Genomic DNA, 16,801 nt, shown 5'->3' on the forward strand with positions numbered 1-16,801 from the left:
GACCCGGAGAGCAAACGATGAGCGCGAGTGTGCACATTGGAGATAGCTACCCCTACGAGCTACTGGAGGACGTGCCCGCAAACGCGACACGTGTTCTGTCCCAGAGCGGTCGAACAAACGCAACCCGCAGCAGGGATGGCCGGTGGTATCACCTCGACAGCAGCTTGGTCCCCCTGGATGCCCGTGGACCTTGGCGAGTGGTCCAGTGCATCGCCGCCGACAACCGAGAGGACCACCCGTGAGGTGCCGTCACACGTGGACTACTGGGACCGGGCCAGGCGATGCGCTGGACACCGGAGTGCACAGCTGCTTCGCCGACGCCGATCACGCCAACAAGTTCCATATCTGTCAGTGCGGCATGACGCTGCCAACTGAACCGAAAGGACCACCCGTGAGCGAGTTGACCCCCGAGAGAATCCGGGACGCAGCAGAAGTGGCTGACGCCTACGGCGACCTGATCGGCGATGGCGGGATTGGCGGCGTGCTGCGACGGGAGGCCGACCGCCTCGAACGTGAGCAGGCTGCGGAAGCCCAGCGAGAGAAGCGGGTAGAGGAACTGGCCCGGGAGGTGTACAACGCCGACCCGAGAAACTACGGATATCCATGGGACAGCCACCCGTATGTTCACGCCGATTATTACGAGATTGCCCGCTACCTCCTCCGCTATCCCGCACTTGCCGAACAGATCCGAGAGGAACAGTCATGAGCAAGGACTTCTGGTGGGGCATGTTCGCTATACCCCTTGCGGCCTTGGCGGTTGCTGGAGTGCTGATCGCCATTATGGCGGTCATCTGGGCCTCAGCGAAGTGGGCGGGCGACGAGTACAAGCTTTGGCCCAAGCGGTGGGGTCAGCGAGAATCGATTGTCACAACGGTCGCCATGGCCAAATCGGTTCGCTACCTCTGGGTTCCAGGCTTACATGTGGTCATCTGCCGCACATCAATCCCGCAGAACGAGCCCGACGATGAGTGGCGGACTCGACTGAACGTGAAGCACGGTATCGCAGCAGTCATCCGCGAGGAATTGGAGTCCCGCCGATGACCGCCGAACTCCGCGACACCCGAAAGCCCCCCTGGGCTTGGTCGACCGTCGACGACCCGAACCCGCACCACCCGAAGTGTGACCACTGCGATGCGTTTGCCCGCTGGTCCATCGCACGCGCCGAAGACGTAGGGCCACCACTATCCGGTCAGATCGACTTCATCACCCGCTGGTTTGCGTGCGGAACCCACATCAACCGTGCACTGATGGAGGGCGATTGGCTGATGGACGAAGTGCGTGTCTATGACCTGACCTACCCACCGGAGCGATCATGAGCGACCCAGCAGTGGAGGCGGTACGACGAGCCAAGAGGCTCGGGACGTGTGGGGATGGCCCAGAAGACTTCGCGGAAAACGCTGCCCGGGAGGCACTGGCACCGCTACGGCAGCTGCACCGACCCGGCCAAGACCGTATCGGCCTAACCGTCTGTCCGGCATGTCGGCTCATTTGGCCTTGCGACACCGCGAAGCTGATCTACTCCAGTGAGGAGCTGCGGTGAATCTGGATCTTTTGTTGTGGGCTCGTTGTCGGCGTAGGACTCGGCGGAGTGCTTGGGGGAAGCGGTGATCGACAGCTTCGAAGCCAAGTACCGAGGCCAATGCGGCGACTGCCCCGACCCCATCGAGCCCGGCCAAAACGTCCACTACCGATACCGAGGACCGCTCGTGCATGACCGATGCCCTGAGGATGACGACGATGCACCGAGGCGGAATGAGCGGAAGTGTGAAGAGTGCCATCTCGTGCACGCGGGCGGGTGCTTCTGATGGCGCTCGTAGTTGGCATCGACCCGAGCTTGACATCTGCCGGCGTCGCGATCCTCGGGGACGGTCAGCCTGTGCACGTCTCGCATCACGGGTTCAGTGGTACCGGTGGCGTGAGCTACCAGTCTCGCAATCGACGGGGGCGCTGGACTGCTGCCCAAATCAGAGACGCTGCAATGAGTCACGGACGACCCGACCTCATCGTCATAGAGGGTCTACCGCAGCATATGCAGGGCGTCGGCGTCATCGATCGGTGCTACCTCTGGGGCAAGGTCTACGAGGCATTCGACTGGCCCGAGATTCCCATCAGGGTCATCAACCCGCAGCAGCTCAAGATGTGGGTGACCGGCAAGGGTGCATCTCGCGAGGCCGGGCTGTCGAAGTATCAGCGGCAGAAGCGGGACAAGCTGCTGATGGTCAACACGATCAAGCCCTGGTTTCCAGGTTGGAAGTTCGCGACCGGCGACTCGGAGGATGACGAATGCGAGGCTGCGGCGCTGGCCCTCATTGGCGCATTCCACCTCGGCGACCCCATGCCGCCGACGTTCGAGGTTCGCCCCCGTCACACGCTCGACAAGATCGATTGGCCGGTGATCGCATGAGCATCGTCGCACTCGCGGACGCCGCCGAGCCGCCCCCCGAGTGGACCGAGCGTGCTGTCTGTGCGCAAACAGATCCAGAGCTGTTCTTCCCCGAGAAGGGCGGCACCACGGCCCCGGCAAAAAGGGTCTGCCAGGGATGTGAAGTACAGGCCGAATGCCTTGCGTACGCACTCGACAACGGTGAGAGGTTCGGTATATGGGGAGGCAAGTCTGAACGCGAACGGCGAAAGATGGCAGAGCGCAAACGCCCCACGCTGCGCCGAAGCTGCGGAACACCACTGGGCGGACCGAGAGGGGATTCTGGAGATGCTTGAGGAGGTCGACCAATGATCGAAGTCACCAGCCACGCCAAAGGCAACCACGAGATCCACACCCAGCACGACGGCCAGCGCATCGTCCTGGTCCACGTGCGCAAGTCCGGCGAGCTGGTCATGGGCGGGAAGTTCCGCACGGGTGGGTTCGGCATCGAGTGGGTGGCGCTGCTGCTGGAGGCGCTCAAGATGGCGGTTGATATTCAGTCAGACCTGTTGACTAGCAATGGAAGTCGGTAGGATTCGATGATGGGAAGTTGTGCGCGGCATGAGCTGAAGACATGGCCGGTGTTCTTTCGCGAAGTAGTGGCCAACCGAAAAACTGTCGAGGTTCGAAAAGATGACCGACGATTTCAAGTTGGCGACACCCTGGTGTTGCAGGAGTACTCGCCCAGCAATGACTACTACACGGGGGATGTCTGCGAACGTCTGGTGACGCACATCGTTCCCGGCGGGCAGTTCGGAATCGAGCAGGGCTATGTCGCGATGTCCATTAGGCCAGCCGAGGAGTCTCAATGACCACCTGCCAACGCTGCTCAGCGCCATCGCCGAGTGCTTCCCTCTGCCGCACTCACAGCACCGAACTGCGCCGCCTGCTGACCGAGCTGGCCGGCACCGTCGAGAACGGCCGCGCTCGCGCTGGGTGGATTGAGAACCTGGCTGATGCGGCGCATGGGGCCACGAAGATGGGCGGCCAGAACGGGCGGAATACGGGTGGTGATGAGAGCCCGATTCGGTTCAATAGCAAGGCGTCAACTCTGCTCAGTCAGGTTAGGGACGGCCTGGAGCTATGGCGGCGAGACCTATGTGAGCAGCGCGGCATCGAGTATCGGCCCATCCGGTTCGTCCGCTCGGGACTCATTGGGCCGCTGCGTGTCGATGAAGTGCGCGGGGTGCGGTACGCCAGGCATGGTGCCGATATCGCCCTCTGGCTTGAGGTGCACTGCGACGCGCTTCTACTCAGCGAGGATGCGGGCCAGATCCTCGAGGAGATCCAGCGTTTCATCTCTTCGATCCAGGCCAAGATCGACCACCCCATCCCCATGCGGTTCTGTGGCCCATGCCCGACGCAGGTTGACCATGACCACCTACGGGGCTGCGAGAGTCGGCATCCACACGCCTGCGGGACCGCCCTGAGGTTCAGGCGCTACGCCATGGTGCGGGGGCAGCTCGAGGAGGTGCGCGAGGTGACGTGCCCGACCTGCAAAGCGACACACCGAGTCGAGACGCTGCTCAATCGCCTCCTGGCCGACCTGGAGCATTGGCGGTTCACGTCGAACGAAATCCTCTGGGTCATGCGCGAGCTCGACGAGGCGCTCCCTGAGCGAACGTGGCGCCGGTGGCGCAAGGAGAACCGAGTGCCCATACGTGGCTGGCGACGTCCAAGCGGCGGCATAGGGCTGACGAAGCGCAACGCTGATGACGAGCCCCTGTATCGGCTGTCCGATGTGCGCAAGGAGGCTGAGGCCTCGATTCAGCACTCCGACCGGAAGGCTGTCGCACATGCCGTCTGAGCTGGATAAAGACATGGATGTGTTCGTGTGATATCTTTGGCCGCGAATCTTGTCGCTGACAAGTCGTTCCCAAAATCGCCCCCGTGACCACTTCCGGGGCAACCCTCACCCCCCTCGCCCAGGGAGTCGCTATGCCCAATCCCAACACCCGCGAACGCCAAGTGATCCTCATCGGCAAGGACGGCAAGGCGCTGTTCCACAGTGCCCGCTGCCTGATCGCCGAGACGGACGACGGCAACTACCAGATCACCGACCTCACGCGGCAGATGAACGGCGCTGCGGTCGACTACGCCAGCCTGCCCGACGCCCTAGTTCAGGACGGCCAATTCGCCAGCAAGGGTGCCGCTCGACGTGCACTGGGGATCAACGAGGGCATGGCGCCGATCAGCGAGAACATGCAGCAGGTGGCAGACCGCATGTCGGCTGGACTCGCCGGCGCACGACCGGGGTTGCCCAATGGCTGATCACCCCGCCGCCCCACTACTCGCCGCCGACCTCGGCCGCCTCCAGCACACCAACAACCGTGGTGAGGTCGGCATGGTCCACCTGCCCGGCTTCGTATCCACCGCAGGCATGTCAGAGGAACAGGCCGGCGAGTCGGGCATGCTGGCTCAAGCCATCAGCGAGGCCGTCATTGAGACGCTGGAGCAGCGGTACAAGTACCGCGTCATCCACGAGTCCGACATCAAGGCCCAGGTGAAAGCAGCTGTGGCCGAACAGGCGGCGCCTGTCGAGAAGGTCCCACTACGGTGCAAGCGCTGCAACACCGCACTGATGAACGTCTACGTCGGCGACAACCGTGTGGATGCCAAGGTGTTCGTCGGGGTGCTGCAGCAGCATCTCGAGGTGTGCTCGTGAACCGAGCCCAACGTCGCGCGGCCAGGCTCTCCAACCGCCCGCAGATGATCCCCGAACAACTCCGCGAGCAATACAAGAACGTACCCAAGGTGTTCAACCGGCAAGAGTGCATCGAATACTCAGCGATGCTGGTGGCCAACCTTGAGCAGATCCTCAACAGCAAGGAACAGCTGCCGTGGATCACCTGCACCACCGAACGCCGCAGCGACGGATTCAGCCTGCACGTCCAGGTGATCGAACCGACGTCGATGCCAGATGCCGAGGTGACGTTGTGAGTGGACTCTCCGGTCTCCGTATCGCACACCCCGACGGCACCAGCACACCAGTCGACGTCACGTTCGTGGGAACCGAACCACGTGAGGTCAACGGCGAGATCTACATCATCGACATCTGGGAAACCACCAGCATCGTCGTCTGGAACGCCGGCGACCGCTGGGAAGCTGACGAGGAGCCTGACTACTTCGCGATCCGCTCACATCGAGTGGGGACGCGATGAGGCAACGATTCGCCGGCGACCGAAGAGCGTTCGACCCAGACTCATTCGTCGGCACCATGGGCCGATTCTTCCGACCCATCAGCGCTGAGTACGACGGAAGCCACACCACCATCGAGTACGAACGTGTACCGATGGAGCAGATGGGTGAGCAGTTCGGCCACTTCATCGACAAGGCACAAGACCGGATGGCCGTCGCCGAGACATTCGGCGGGCAGCTGTGATGGCTACAGCTGCACGCCGCAAGACCACCACCGAACGCGGCCTCGGATGGAAACACCAACAGAAGGTCGACGCACTCAAACGCAGTCACCGCGACGGCTCACCATGCGAATGGTGCGGCAAGCCCATGTACCTCGACCCCACCAAAAACTGGGACTACACAGAGGACACCCCAGGCAGCGGCGGCCTGCACGGCGACCACGGCGAGATGACCAGAGCCGAAGCCATCCGCCGCGGCGTACCCATCCCACTGCCCGACCGACTGCTACACCGACGCTGCAACCAACAACGCGGCGATGGAGTCAACGACCACCTCGCCGCATCCAACCGGAACGCAGAGCCCGAACAACTGGTGATGGACTGGCCGTGGTAAGTCGTTGCACGCCAACAGGTTTCGGGCCAGGCCGACCCCCCTCGAAATGTCCGAGGGGCGGGGGGGTTAGCTGCCAGACCGCCAGTCAGGCTTTTTTTATTCCCGAAGGTCCGCAAAAATGACTTTGACCTGCAGTTATGCGCTGCCGAGTCGTGTTGCGGTACAGCAACATTCGCCAATCTTGGGGTCTCGAAGTTTGCTGCGCTGCAACGGATTTCACTCACATGGCTGAGGAGCAGCTGTCTTTCACCAAAACGAACGGGCAGATCCTCGCTGAGGCACTGACGCAGAAGGGAGACTCGGCGATCGTGACCCAGCTGGTTGAACGCGCTGGCCGGTTCCGGGACATGATCGATCGCTGCGACGCCCTCATTCAGGGCAAGCAGTCGGAGTGGATGTTCGTTCGTACAGGACGCGATGACGTGCTTGAGGTCAATATCGGCGATGCGGCGAAGCAGGTGAAGAACTTGACTACCGAGTTCCGCCAGCTGCTCGCTGAGATTAATCGCCAGCGTTCGGGTGCTTCGGCGCCAACTGAGGATGATGACGTCCTCGACGACGACTGAGTTTCCGCCCGGCGAGACGAATCGGCCTTGGCCGACGGAATGGCCGGAGTGGTTGGGTGCATTTCCGAGGCTCACTGGTCGGCAGCAACCGGAGTACGAGACATGGCATCCCGGCGATGAGTCCGAGGGTGACCGCACTGCCCGCTTCGGAATCAAGGTCGGTGTCCGGCTGCTGCCGTGGGAGTGGATGCTCGTCCGCGCGGCGCAGTCGACGCAGCCGCCTGATGAGTGGGGCATCGAGCTGTGGACGCACCGCAATGTGGTGTGGGAGGTCACGCGGCAGCAGGGCAAGACGCTGATGCTGGCGCTGCTGATCATTCGTCGTCTGTTCAAGTATCGGCGACGGGTGGTGTACACCGCGCAGCAGTGGGCGACCGTCGAGGACGTCTTTGACCGGGTGTGCGCGATCATCGATCGGATCCCTTCGCTGCGGAACCGCCTCGCCGCGCCGCCGTCGAAGAAGAACAACCGCGGCACGCTGATCCTCAAGCCGATGCCGGGTGAGAAGCATGTGGTGAAGGCGAACTTCGGTCCACGCACGCAACACTTCGCTCGTGGCTTCACTGAGATCGATGACCTGATCTTGGATGAGGCATACGACCTGGTGCCGAAGGAAACGGCGAACCTCACCGGCGCCCAGGCTGCGTCGGATAATCCGCAGACGATCTATGCGAGTACGCCGCCCGTGGTGTCGGAGCATCCGAACTGCGGTCGGTTTGCAGGCTTCATCCACACGATCATCGCGGGTGGTGCACCAGGTTTGTATGGCGCGCTGTACCGGGCGCCGAAGCGCTTTCAGCGCGGTGACCCCAAGGCGTACCCGCTGGCGCAGCCGTCGTATGGCGTCGTCGGCAATGACCGCGAGATGGAAGCGCACCTGCAGGGCGCCAAGGATGCCGGACCGATCGACCTCGCTCTGTTCGATGCGGACTGGTTGGGGTGGGGCTCATATCCGCCCCCGGCCAGTGGCGCTCAGTCTGAGATCTCCGCGGAGAAGTGGGAGACCATGCGTAACCCGGCCCCCAAGTTGATCGGTCGGCCGGTGGTGACGCTCACCCGCGAGGACACGTGGGCGATCACCGCGGCGCAACGCACCGCTGACGGGCGGATCCACATCGAGGTTGGCTACGCGGATGCTGCTGCGGCCAACGAGATCGTCGCAAAGCTGGTGGAGCTGCGGTCGCTGTGGGATCCGTCTGCGGTGGTTGTGGGCCGCGGTGAGGCCGCTGAGGTTGTGCCAGAGCTCGAGTTGGCCGGCTTTGAGCCGATCGTGCCGAAGCGCACCGACGAGGCGCAGGCGTGCGGTGGCTTTCTGTCGGATGCGCTGGCCGAGACTTCCCCTCCGCTGCTGTCACATTCCGGGCAGTTGGGGCTGGCTGCCGCAGCAAAGCATGCGCACAAGCGTGAGATCGCTCCTAGCGGTTTCATCTGGGAGGTGTTCGATCCGGCGTCGCACGCGCAGTTGATGGGCGCGACGTTGGCCCGGTGGGCGCTGTTGAAGCACGGCGCCCCAACGAAACGAAAGACTGTCGCACCGCGCAGTGGCGCACAACAAACCAAGCGGCGCACGTCGCGCTCATTCGACCCGATGACGGCAGCCTTCTAGGCAGAAAGGAGCGATGTGGCACCGAAAACCGTCGCTCCTCGCACCGAAAAGGGCTACGTCAACCCGATTCCGGGCAACCTAGCTGCCTGGGGCCTGCCGATGCTCGACCAGTTCGAGCTCAATCCGGACCTCACGTGGCCCAATTCGGTGTTCACGTACGGTCGGATGGTCCGCGAAGATGCCCGAATCGCCTCTGTTTTCCGGGCCCTCGGGCTGCCGATTCGCCGCACGAAGTGGCAGATTCGACAGAACGGCGCATCCGATGCGGTCGCCGAGCATGTCGCCACATCGCTGGGCTTGCCGATCGAGGGCAATAACGATGACCGTCCGACACCGCGCACCAAGGGGTCGTTCTCCTGGTCCCGCCATCTACAGCAGGCGCTGACATCGCAGCAGTTTGGGCACTCGGTTTTCGAGATCGTCTACGGCGAACCGGTCAATGGACTGTTTCCACTACGCAAGCTGGCCCCGCGCCCACAGTCGTCGATCGCCTATTGGAACGTCGACCGCGACGGCGGCCTGATCTCTGTGCAGCAGTGGCCGGCCGGCACGTTCGGCGGACCCGGCATGGTTGTGATGGCGCCGACGAACATGGGTGAGCCAATCCCGGTCGATCGCCTAGTGGTCTACACGCGCGACATGGACCCGGGCGTCTGGGTGGGCAACTCGCTACTGCGGCCGGCGTACAAGCATTGGGTCTGGAAAGACGAGCTGATGCGCATTGAGGCAGCGGCGATCCGTCGTCACGGCATCGGTGTCCCTGTACTCACTGGCAACGCTGCTGACTCCGAAGATGAAGAGCGCATGGATGAGCTACTCACCCTTGCCTCGAACTACAGCGGCGGCGAGTCCGCGGGCTTGGCGCTGACCGAAGGTGAAACGGCTTCCATTCTCTCGCCGTCGGGTACGCCGATGGACCCCCGCCGGGCGATCGAGTGGCACGACCACGCGATGGCAGTCGTCGCACTGGCGCACTTTCTGAACCTCGAAGGCAAGGGCGGCTCGTACGCGCTCGCCTCGGTGCAGGAGAACACGTTCGTTCAGTCGGTGCAGACGGTGGCCGACGACATCCGCGAGATCACCCAGGCACACGTCGTCGAGGACATCGTTGACCGCAACTGGGGCCCCGACGAACCGGCGCCGCTGCTGGTGTTCGACGAGATCGGCAGCCGCCAGGACGCGACCGCCGCAGCGCTGCAGCTGCTCGTCAACGCTGGCCTCCTGACGCCCGACCAGAAGCTCGAATCGTTCCTGCGGTCGGCCACCGGGCTGCCGTCACCCGACCCTGATACGGCCCGGGAACCCGCGACACCACCCGAGCCTCCCGCGGCGGCGGATGCCCAAGCGCGGAGTCGGCCCCGCGGCCGTAGCCCGAAGGACCGCCGCAAGACACCGGATGGAGCGCAACCACTGTGGTGAACACACTCGATACCGAGATCGGCACCTTGGCCGAGGAGTCGGCCAAGCGACTGCGGGACATGGGTGCCCGGACCTTCAAGTCGTCGAAGGCTGACAGCGAGCCGCGCGGCCCGTGGTTCACCGTCAAGGATCTGGCCGACGACGACACCACCGCGCAGATCGACATCTACGACGAGATCGACTGGCTGTGGGGTGTCACCTCCCGCGACTTCCGCGACCAGCTGAAAGCGCTGCCCGAGTCGGTCAACACGATTGACCTGCACATCAACTCGCCCGGCGGTGACGTCTACGAGGCACTGGCGATCATGAACACGCTGCGCCAGCACAAGGCCAAGGTGGTCACCACAATCGACGGCTACGCGGCCAGCTCGGCGGGATTCATCGCCGTCGGCGCCAGCGACGAGCTGGTCGTATCCGAGAATGCAGAGATCATGGCCCACCTTCCGTGGGCGGTGATGATCGGTGACGCCGACGAGATGCGCAAGATGGCCGAGGATCTCGACCGCATCGGCAAGAACATCGCCTCCATCTTCCAGGCCCGCGCCGGCGGAAAGCTCGACGACTGGGTTGCCATCCTCACGGCCGAGACCTGGTGGTCCGCAGACGAAGCGGTCGCCGCGGGCATCGCCGACAAGGTGCTGAAGACGCCCAAGCGTGACGCCAAGAACTCCGCGCGAGACCGATTCAACCTATCCGTGTTCAACCACGCCGGGCGCTCCAATGCGCCAGCGCCGCAGATTCCGCAGGCGCACAACGAGACCCCTCAGCCGGTCGAGGCCGAGGCACCCAAGGAAAAGGAGCCCACCGTGGCACTGAGTGAAAGCGCGCTCACGAAGCTCGGCCTCGACGCCGAAGCTGACGAAGACGCCATCAATGAGGCGATCGAGAAGATCACCGCACCCGAGCCGGCCGGCGAGCCGACGATCGAGGAGGCCGCCAAGGTCGCCGCGAAGTTCGGCCAGAAGTTGGTCAACGCCGCCGGTTACGACCAGCTGGCCGCGTCGGTGGCCAACCTGGAGGCCCGTCGCGACGAGGCGATCAAGGCCGAGAATGAGTCGGCGATCACCAGCGCGCTGTCATCCGGTCGCATCGACGCTGCGAGCGCCGACACCTGGCGCAATGAGCTGACCAAGAACCGTGAGGGCACCCTGGCGCTGCTCGCCACGCTGCCGGCCAACAAAGCGGTGCCGGTCGACGAGATCGGCCACGGCGTGACCCGCGAGGACAACGCCATGGACGCCGAGCTGGGCACAGTCTTCGCCCGCATCACCGGCACCACCTTCGGAAAGGACGCCTGACATGGCCGAGCACACCCCCCACTACCTCCCGGCAGATCGCCTGCCCCGCACCACCTCCGCAGCGGTGACTGGCGGCCAGGTGGTCGTCGTTTCCGGCAATGACACCGTGGCGCCTATCGCCGCGCCGAACGAGGCGTGGCTCGGCGTGGCCGGTCACGACGCGGCCAGCGGTGCACAGGTGGTCGTCTACACCGAGGGCGTGCACCTCGTAGGCGCGACCGGCACCATCGCCGCCGGCAAGCCCGTCATTGGAGCCACCGGCGGCACGGTCGCCGCGTTCACCACCGGCACCGACGAACCCGAAGAGATCATCGGCACCGCACTGTCTGCCGCGGCCAGTTCCAAAGTCCTCATCAAGCTGGGCCGCTGAGGCTCGGGTCAACCGAAAGAGAAAGTAGGCCAACATGCCTCAGTACCCCGTCGCAGCGCCGTCGCTCAATGGCGACGTCCTGTCGATCAACCGATTCCTGAAGGACACCCCGTGGGTGGCCCGGGCCCTGCGCTCGGTCGGTGACGAGCAGTTCGTCTCAGACAAGATCCTCACCGGCCAGTTCTGGACCGAATCCGGCTCGATCGGATACGAGCAGAACGAGGGCATCTACGCCGACCGGTCGCCCAAGGCGGTTCCCCCCGGTGGCGAGTACCCGATCACGCCGATCAGCACCGGCCCCGCCGCGACGGCGAACGTCGTCAAGTGGGGCAACGACGCACTGCTGACCGACGAGCTGATCAGCCGTCAGCGCTACAACGTCGTCGAGCGGTCATTCCGCAAGCTGATGAACAGCCACATCCAGACCATCGACTCGATTGCCTTGTCGGCCATCGTGTCCGCGGTCACCCAGAACACCGACGCGATCGCCTCCTGGAAGGCGTCTAGCGGTGTGAAGATCCTGCGCGACCTGATGCGTGCTCACACGAGCATCCTCAAGCTCAAGCAGGGATACAACCCCACGCTGGTGTTCGTCGAGCCCGACGTGTTCGCCAACGTCGTGTCCGACGACGAGTTGATGAAGCTGCTGCCGCGTGAGACCGGCGGCGTCGGCTCGGCGCCGGTGGCCGCCGGCCTGGGCAGCTCGTACATGCGGCAGATCGGTGGGTTCACGTTCATCACGAGCCCGAACGCCCCGGTGACCGGCAAGGCGCTCATGGTCGACCCGACCGTGTTCGGTGGGTTCGCTGACGAGCGCCTGGCCTCACCGGATTACGTGCAGACCGAGAACGGCCTGCAGGTCCAGTCGATTCGCGACAAGGACGTCGACGGCTGGCGCATCCGGGCGCGGCGCATCACCGTGCCGATCATCCTGGAGCCGGCCGCGGCGTGGCTGATCAACGGGGTGAACGCATGAGCTACCAGGTGGTCGCCCCGCTGGTCATCGCCAAGGACCAGGGTGGTCGCCCCCACCACGTATACGAGGGCGGCGTCGTCCAATGGTTGTCCGACGAGCAAGCTTCGCACTTCCTCAACACCGGCCTGGTCGTCAAGTTCGGCGCCGACGCTGCGGATGTCGACGACGAAGCCGCTGCCGCCGGTGGAAAGCCAGCCGAGGATGCCACCAACAAGGAGCTCATCGCCTGGATCGTCGCCAATGTCGAGAAGGAGGACGGCAGCGACTACACCGCCGATGAGCTGGGACCGCCGCTCAAAAAGGCGGACCTGCGGGCCATCGTCGACTCGGTGGAGTGATCGGTGGGTTACTACAACGTCGTGAAGCCGTGCGTAGTGGGCAAGCTCCACTACGCACGGCCCACGGCGCAACCCATTCAGGTCGACGACGAGGTGGCCTCGCCACTGGTCGAGGACGGTTCGCTGGAGACGTACCCCTCGGCGACGGAACGTCTCGACCGCGATCCTGAGGTCAAGGCGCAACTGGAGCAGGTCGCGGAGATCGACCTCGACTCAGCTGTCGCGGTCGAGGTCGATCCGACACCTCGCCCGCGCCGCCCTCGCAAGTCCCGCGACGAGGACTGACGACGGTGGCCGATCCGTTTCTTGACATCGAGGCATTCAAGGCTGAGTACCCGGGCACATTGACGGCAGGCGAAACCACCACGGCCGAGAGGCTATTGGTGGTGGCGTCTGACCGGGTGCGTGACTTGGCGCCGAATGCGCGCACGACCGACGCTCAGCAAGTGGTGTTCGAGATCGTGCGGGACGCCGCGATGTACGGACACCTCGGCCCACTGTCGTCTTTCCAGAACATCACCAGCCGCCGACAGGAGTCTGGGACGTTCGATGACATGGCCAAGGCGGTCGACGATCTGTTGACAGACCGCCAGAAAAAGATGCTCGGGATGTCTCGCCGCGCATCACCGCGGGGCCACTTCAAGAAGTGCGACTACTGAGCAGTGGCGGTCTACCCGATCGGCAACCAGCGCGTCGGAGTCGGCCTGCATGTGCCGGTTCTCGATGACGATGGCCACCCGAAGTTCACCGACTTCGGCGAGCCTATCGTCACCGAGGTCGTGCTGTGGGTTGACAACTCTTGCTTTGAGATTCAGACGCCGACTGAGCAACAAAACATGACAGTGACCACCTCAGAGATCGCGTGGGCGATGTTGCCGATTGGCGACAGTGCGGTGCCGGCCGTCGACGATGGTGGCGAGCCCGCTCCGATCGATTTCTTCAACGAGATCACCGGCCTCCCGACGATCAACTCCAGCGCGTGGCTAGTGCATAACGGCCTGCGATATGCGATGCGGGGCGATTCGGTGCTCGAGCAGGACATTCGCGGCCGTCAGGATCACGTCTTCTGCGTCAGCGAGAGAGAGCAGGGCTGATGGCCAAGCTGACTGACTTCATCCCGCAAGCCGACATCAACGGCACCCTCGAGGATGACGACGAGGTGATCGCCTACAAGTTGGCTGTCGCCAAACAGGGCGTGCAGTACGCGAAGTCGATCGCACCGGTCCATGAGGGCGACTACAAAGACGGGATCCGCATCGGCCGCCTGGGCAACAGTGGTGTGGCGATCGAATTCTCCGACTACAAGTCTCACTGGGTCGAGTTCGGCACCGAGGACCACGATGCAACCCCGGTCCGCGCCCGCACCGAGAATCACCTCAGCGAGACGATGTGACCGCACCACTGAAGCCCGACACCGCCGCGGTCAACGCTGAAGTGTTCCTGCGCGCCTGGCTGCTGCCGATCGTCACGACGACACCGCCGGCCGCGGCCATCGGGTCGAAGATGTGGGCAACCACACTTCCCAAGCCGTATCGCACCGTGCGCCGCATCACGGGCCCGCAGACCGACTACAGCGACGAGCCAGTGATGCACGTGCACACCTTCGACATCGACTACTCAAAGGCTGCCACCGCCGCGATGGCCACCGATGACCGGATGCGCGTGCTGATGGAGCATCCCGGCTGGAACACCACACTTTCCGACGGCCAAATCGTGCATTGCGATTGGGTCGACATCATCGCAGCGGCTCACGAAGAGAGCTATGGCGCCGAGTCGGTCGTGACGCGCTTCGTCAGCGAATACCGCCTCGGACTGTCGTTCACCTAACGCCCAAAGCAAGCCACCCCCGTGCAGGTCGCACAGGGGGTTAACCGCCGACGCCTCAGGGCTGTTCGGCACACCCCCTGGAAAGAAGGAGATGGAACATGGCGATTCCCGAAGTTGGCACCGACTGGATCTCGGCGGGCATGGACCTGCGAGCCCCCGAACTGCTGCGCCGCGGCAAGAGTGTCGCAGCGTTCTGCCGCGACGCCCGCGGCCTGGCCACCGACCTGTCGCCGCACAACGCCGACGGCTCGATGCGCTGGTCGCCGTACGCGCAGGACATGCAACTGCGTGACGACCTGCTGCACATCCTGAAGCCGAACGGTTTCTTCACGCCGAACCCGGACCCCAACGAGGGGTTCATCAACCTCGGTCCGCAGAAGGATGGCGACGGCCCGTCGTGGACGACCAACGTCACCAACGACCGCTTCATGATCCTGCAGGACATCGAGCCCTACGACACCGAGATCACCGAGCTCACGCAGCCATTCAGCGTGACCCCGGTCGACACCGGCACGCCGTGGGTGCAACGCCTGACAGACAACAACCCCTTCTCCGACGAGAATGGTGACTCGCTGATCGGGGACATCGGAGCAGAGAACGCGGTCTACGCGCGCACCAGCTCGGGCAACAACCTCGTTCGCCAGTTCCTGTTCTTCCGGGCCCGGTGGTGGAACGGCAAGCCCATCTACTCCTGCGATGTGATTCCCGCTTCGAGGTGGGATGACCAGGGCAACTCCAAGATGGACAAGAAGGACTCGGAGGCCGCCGAGCTCACCTACCTGCCGATCCGGGATCAGTTCTGCATGGCCGTGATCGACGGTGTGTACCAGCCGGTCACCCGTTACCGGATCTGGGGTGGCTCGGGCTGGGCTGCACTCGGTGGCCTGGCGACGTTCTCGGCGACCCAGCCGACCGGCACCCCCGGCACCGGATCGGTCACCCTGACGGCCCCGGTCCCGACCGGCCCGAACGATCCGTTCGAGTACGGCTTCCAGTTCACCACCGACGACGGCATCACATGGAGCGAGGTCGTGCTCGACTCCACCCCGACCGTGGCCGGCAGTGACGTCACCGTGAACGGCCCGGTTGCTGCCGGCGCCAAGAAGTTCCGCATCGCCGCGAAGGGCACCAACGGCCTGTGGTCGTACTCCCCGAAGTCGGCCTCGGTGACCATCACCTAACGAGCCTCACCGGCCGCGCGCAAGGGTGACCCCCTGGGCGGCGCGCGGTCGGTGAGCTCCACCTACGCCCAGGGGAATCGCCCACCGCCCGAAAGGTCAGTACCCCCAATGTCCGATGACGACAAGCTCAAGCCCACACGCCCCGAGGACGCGGCTGCCCAGGCGGCCGAGTTCCTAGGGTTCACCGCTGGCGTCGACTTCGACCTCGACGAAGGCAAGACGTGGCACCTGCCGAATCCGGCCTACATGCCGCCGAAGATGAAGCGGCGCTACCTCGAGCACCTGCGCTTCATGTCCAAGGATCTGGACAAGGAGACGATCAAGGGCACAGACCCGATCACCGGCCGGGACACCAGTCGGGTGCAGACCATCTGGCCGCTGACCTACAAGAAGAAACTGATCGACGAGGACGAGCTGCTGTGTGTCGCGCTCATGGGCGACGACGTGATGAAGGATCGCGAGGCGTACCTCAAGAGCGACGGCGAGACGTTGCCCGAGGTCTACGAGCGCTTCCTCAACGCTGGCGGCGTTCCCGGTCAGGTGCAGGTCCACTGGCGCATGATGAACCTCCAGATGGAGGAGCGCATCAAGCGCGATCCCAAAAGTCGTTGAGGCGCTGGTCGTCTGGCTGCGATGGCCAGAGATCATCGAGAACGACTTGCTGGCACACCGGAACGTCGACATCGGCCTCTGGCACACGCTAGCGATCAACCCCCAGACCGGCGGCCCGTATCTCTCTAGCCGCCGCCTCCTGGTTCTGCTCGACAAACTCCCCGACGACAGCGAGTTCAAGAAGGTCTCGGAACGCAACGGCCGACAGTCTCGCCAAGAACGTGTCGCCGAAGATCTACACAACGAGATCGCCTGGCTCCGTTCGTCGTACTACGCAGTCAACGGCGGCAAAGACGCGATCTACGAGCCGCGCATCTACCGCGACCCGATCGACGAGAAGGCCCTAGCCGAACTCAAGGCCGAGGAAGACGCACTCGCCGCGCAGGGGGTCGAGGAATTCAACGCCCAAATTGGCTTCTCATGACGAAAGGTG

The 16,801-nt window shown here is 63.9% G+C and carries 28 protein-coding genes and 1 pseudogene; all 29 read left to right on the plus strand.

Translation table 11 applies throughout. The annotated features are described in order from the left end of the window. Positions 1-391: 391 nt before the first annotated feature. Positions 392-706, plus strand: a complete 315-nt coding sequence (locus WBB07_RS17550) for a hypothetical protein (protein WP_526309675.1) — start codon at positions 392-394, stop codon at positions 704-706. Then, a complete protein-coding gene (locus WBB07_RS17555) occupies positions 703-1,041 on the plus strand; it encodes a hypothetical protein (protein ID WP_526309676.1) in 339 nt (112 codons plus the stop codon). Before WBB07_RS17550 ends, WBB07_RS17555 begins: the two co-directional genes overlap by 4 nt. Then, positions 1,038-1,316 (plus strand): hypothetical protein, encoded by a 279-nt coding sequence (locus WBB07_RS17560; RefSeq protein WP_526309677.1) that lies wholly within the window; start codon positions 1,038-1,040, stop codon positions 1,314-1,316. Before WBB07_RS17555 ends, WBB07_RS17560 begins: the two co-directional genes overlap by 4 nt. 713 nt (positions 1,317-2,029) lie before the next feature. Further along, positions 2,030-2,404 carry a hypothetical protein gene (locus WBB07_RS17565; RefSeq protein ID WP_526309678.1) on the plus strand — a complete coding sequence of 125 codons (375 nt, stop codon included), beginning with the start codon at positions 2,030-2,032 and terminating at the stop codon, positions 2,402-2,404. After that, a pseudogene (locus tag WBB07_RS17570) lies at positions 2,317-2,637 on the plus strand (WhiB family transcriptional regulator); the annotation flags it as partial. The gene WBB07_RS17565 and the pseudogene WBB07_RS17570, both read left to right, overlap by 88 nt. A gap of 93 nt (positions 2,638-2,730) precedes the next feature. Beyond that, positions 2,731-2,955 (plus strand): hypothetical protein, encoded by a 225-nt coding sequence (locus tag WBB07_RS17575; protein ID WP_526309679.1) that lies wholly within the window; start codon positions 2,731-2,733, stop codon positions 2,953-2,955. Positions 2,956-2,964: 9 nt separating this feature from the next. Continuing rightward, a complete protein-coding gene (locus WBB07_RS17580; RefSeq protein WP_526309680.1) occupies positions 2,965-3,234 on the plus strand; it encodes a DUF3850 domain-containing protein in 270 nt (89 codons plus the stop codon). Further along, complete coding sequence (locus WBB07_RS17585; RefSeq protein WP_526309681.1) at positions 3,231-4,229, plus strand: hypothetical protein; 999 nt, start codon at positions 3,231-3,233, stop codon at positions 4,227-4,229. The genes WBB07_RS17580 and WBB07_RS17585 overlap by 4 nt, the downstream gene beginning before the upstream one ends. A gap of 131 nt (positions 4,230-4,360) precedes the next feature. Next, positions 4,361-4,693, plus strand: coding sequence for a hypothetical protein (locus WBB07_RS17590; protein WP_526309682.1), 333 nt, complete (start codon positions 4,361-4,363; stop codon positions 4,691-4,693). Continuing rightward, positions 4,686-5,087: a hypothetical protein gene (locus WBB07_RS17595; RefSeq protein WP_526309683.1), complete on the plus strand. Its 402-nt coding sequence runs from the start codon at positions 4,686-4,688 to the stop codon at positions 5,085-5,087. Before WBB07_RS17590 ends, WBB07_RS17595 begins: the two co-directional genes overlap by 8 nt. Next, positions 5,084-5,362: a hypothetical protein gene (locus tag WBB07_RS17600; RefSeq protein ID WP_526309684.1), complete on the plus strand. Its 279-nt coding sequence runs from the start codon at positions 5,084-5,086 to the stop codon at positions 5,360-5,362. The genes WBB07_RS17595 and WBB07_RS17600 overlap by 4 nt, the downstream gene beginning before the upstream one ends. Then, positions 5,359-5,583, plus strand: coding sequence for a hypothetical protein (locus WBB07_RS17605; protein ID WP_526309685.1), 225 nt, complete (start codon positions 5,359-5,361; stop codon positions 5,581-5,583). The genes WBB07_RS17600 and WBB07_RS17605 overlap by 4 nt, the downstream gene beginning before the upstream one ends. Further along, on the plus strand, positions 5,580-5,804 hold the full coding sequence (locus WBB07_RS17610; protein WP_526309686.1) for a hypothetical protein: 225 nt from the start codon (positions 5,580-5,582) through the stop codon (positions 5,802-5,804). The genes WBB07_RS17605 and WBB07_RS17610 overlap by 4 nt, the downstream gene beginning before the upstream one ends. Continuing rightward, positions 5,804-6,175, plus strand: a complete 372-nt coding sequence (locus tag WBB07_RS17615; RefSeq protein WP_526309687.1) for a hypothetical protein — start codon at positions 5,804-5,806, stop codon at positions 6,173-6,175. Before WBB07_RS17610 ends, WBB07_RS17615 begins: the two co-directional genes overlap by 1 nt. 224 nt (positions 6,176-6,399) lie before the next feature. Then, a complete protein-coding gene (locus WBB07_RS17620; protein WP_526309688.1) occupies positions 6,400-6,741 on the plus strand; it encodes a hypothetical protein in 342 nt (113 codons plus the stop codon). A gap of 52 nt (positions 6,742-6,793) precedes the next feature. Continuing rightward, complete coding sequence (locus tag WBB07_RS17625; RefSeq protein WP_526309689.1) at positions 6,794-8,347, plus strand: DEAD/DEAH box helicase family protein; 1,554 nt, start codon at positions 6,794-6,796, stop codon at positions 8,345-8,347. Positions 8,348-8,362: 15 nt separating this feature from the next. After that, entirely contained in the window at positions 8,363-9,766 is a 1,404-nt protein-coding gene (locus tag WBB07_RS17630) for a phage portal protein family protein (protein WP_526309690.1), read from the plus strand. Then, positions 9,763-11,064, plus strand: coding sequence for a head maturation protease, ClpP-related (locus WBB07_RS17635; RefSeq protein WP_526309691.1), 1,302 nt, complete (start codon positions 9,763-9,765; stop codon positions 11,062-11,064). The genes WBB07_RS17630 and WBB07_RS17635 overlap by 4 nt, the downstream gene beginning before the upstream one ends. Before the next feature lies 1 nt (position 11,065). After that, a complete protein-coding gene (locus WBB07_RS17640) occupies positions 11,066-11,434 on the plus strand; it encodes a capsid cement protein (protein ID WP_526309692.1) in 369 nt (122 codons plus the stop codon). A gap of 34 nt (positions 11,435-11,468) precedes the next feature. Then, positions 11,469-12,410, plus strand: a complete 942-nt coding sequence (locus WBB07_RS17645; protein WP_526309693.1) for a phage major capsid protein — start codon at positions 11,469-11,471, stop codon at positions 12,408-12,410. Then, on the plus strand, positions 12,407-12,748 hold the full coding sequence (locus WBB07_RS17650; protein ID WP_526309694.1) for a hypothetical protein: 342 nt from the start codon (positions 12,407-12,409) through the stop codon (positions 12,746-12,748). Before WBB07_RS17645 ends, WBB07_RS17650 begins: the two co-directional genes overlap by 4 nt. Positions 12,749-12,751: 3 nt before the next feature. Beyond that, a complete protein-coding gene (locus WBB07_RS17655; protein ID WP_526309695.1) occupies positions 12,752-13,033 on the plus strand; it encodes a hypothetical protein in 282 nt (93 codons plus the stop codon). A gap of 5 nt (positions 13,034-13,038) precedes the next feature. Beyond that, a complete protein-coding gene (locus WBB07_RS17660; protein ID WP_526309696.1) occupies positions 13,039-13,407 on the plus strand; it encodes a hypothetical protein in 369 nt (122 codons plus the stop codon). Positions 13,408-13,410: 3 nt separating this feature from the next. After that, entirely contained in the window at positions 13,411-13,842 is a 432-nt protein-coding gene (locus WBB07_RS17665; RefSeq protein ID WP_526309697.1) for a hypothetical protein, read from the plus strand. Then, positions 13,842-14,141, plus strand: coding sequence for a hypothetical protein (locus WBB07_RS17670; RefSeq protein WP_526309698.1), 300 nt, complete (start codon positions 13,842-13,844; stop codon positions 14,139-14,141). Before WBB07_RS17665 ends, WBB07_RS17670 begins: the two co-directional genes overlap by 1 nt. Beyond that, positions 14,138-14,575, plus strand: coding sequence for a hypothetical protein (locus tag WBB07_RS17675; protein ID WP_526309699.1), 438 nt, complete (start codon positions 14,138-14,140; stop codon positions 14,573-14,575). The genes WBB07_RS17670 and WBB07_RS17675 overlap by 4 nt, the downstream gene beginning before the upstream one ends. 98 nt (positions 14,576-14,673) lie before the next feature. Then, entirely contained in the window at positions 14,674-15,756 is a 1,083-nt protein-coding gene (locus WBB07_RS17680) for a hypothetical protein (protein WP_526309700.1), read from the plus strand. 108 nt (positions 15,757-15,864) lie between these two features. Then, on the plus strand, positions 15,865-16,368 hold the full coding sequence (locus WBB07_RS17685) for a hypothetical protein (RefSeq protein WP_526309701.1): 504 nt from the start codon (positions 15,865-15,867) through the stop codon (positions 16,366-16,368). A gap of 46 nt (positions 16,369-16,414) precedes the next feature. Beyond that, on the plus strand, positions 16,415-16,792 hold the full coding sequence (locus WBB07_RS17690; protein ID WP_526309702.1) for a hypothetical protein: 378 nt from the start codon (positions 16,415-16,417) through the stop codon (positions 16,790-16,792). Positions 16,793-16,801 lie beyond the last annotated feature (9 nt).

The organism is Mycobacterium sp. (assembly GCF_049647605.1).
GTDB lineage: Bacteria > Actinomycetota > Actinomycetes > Mycobacteriales > Mycobacteriaceae > Mycobacterium.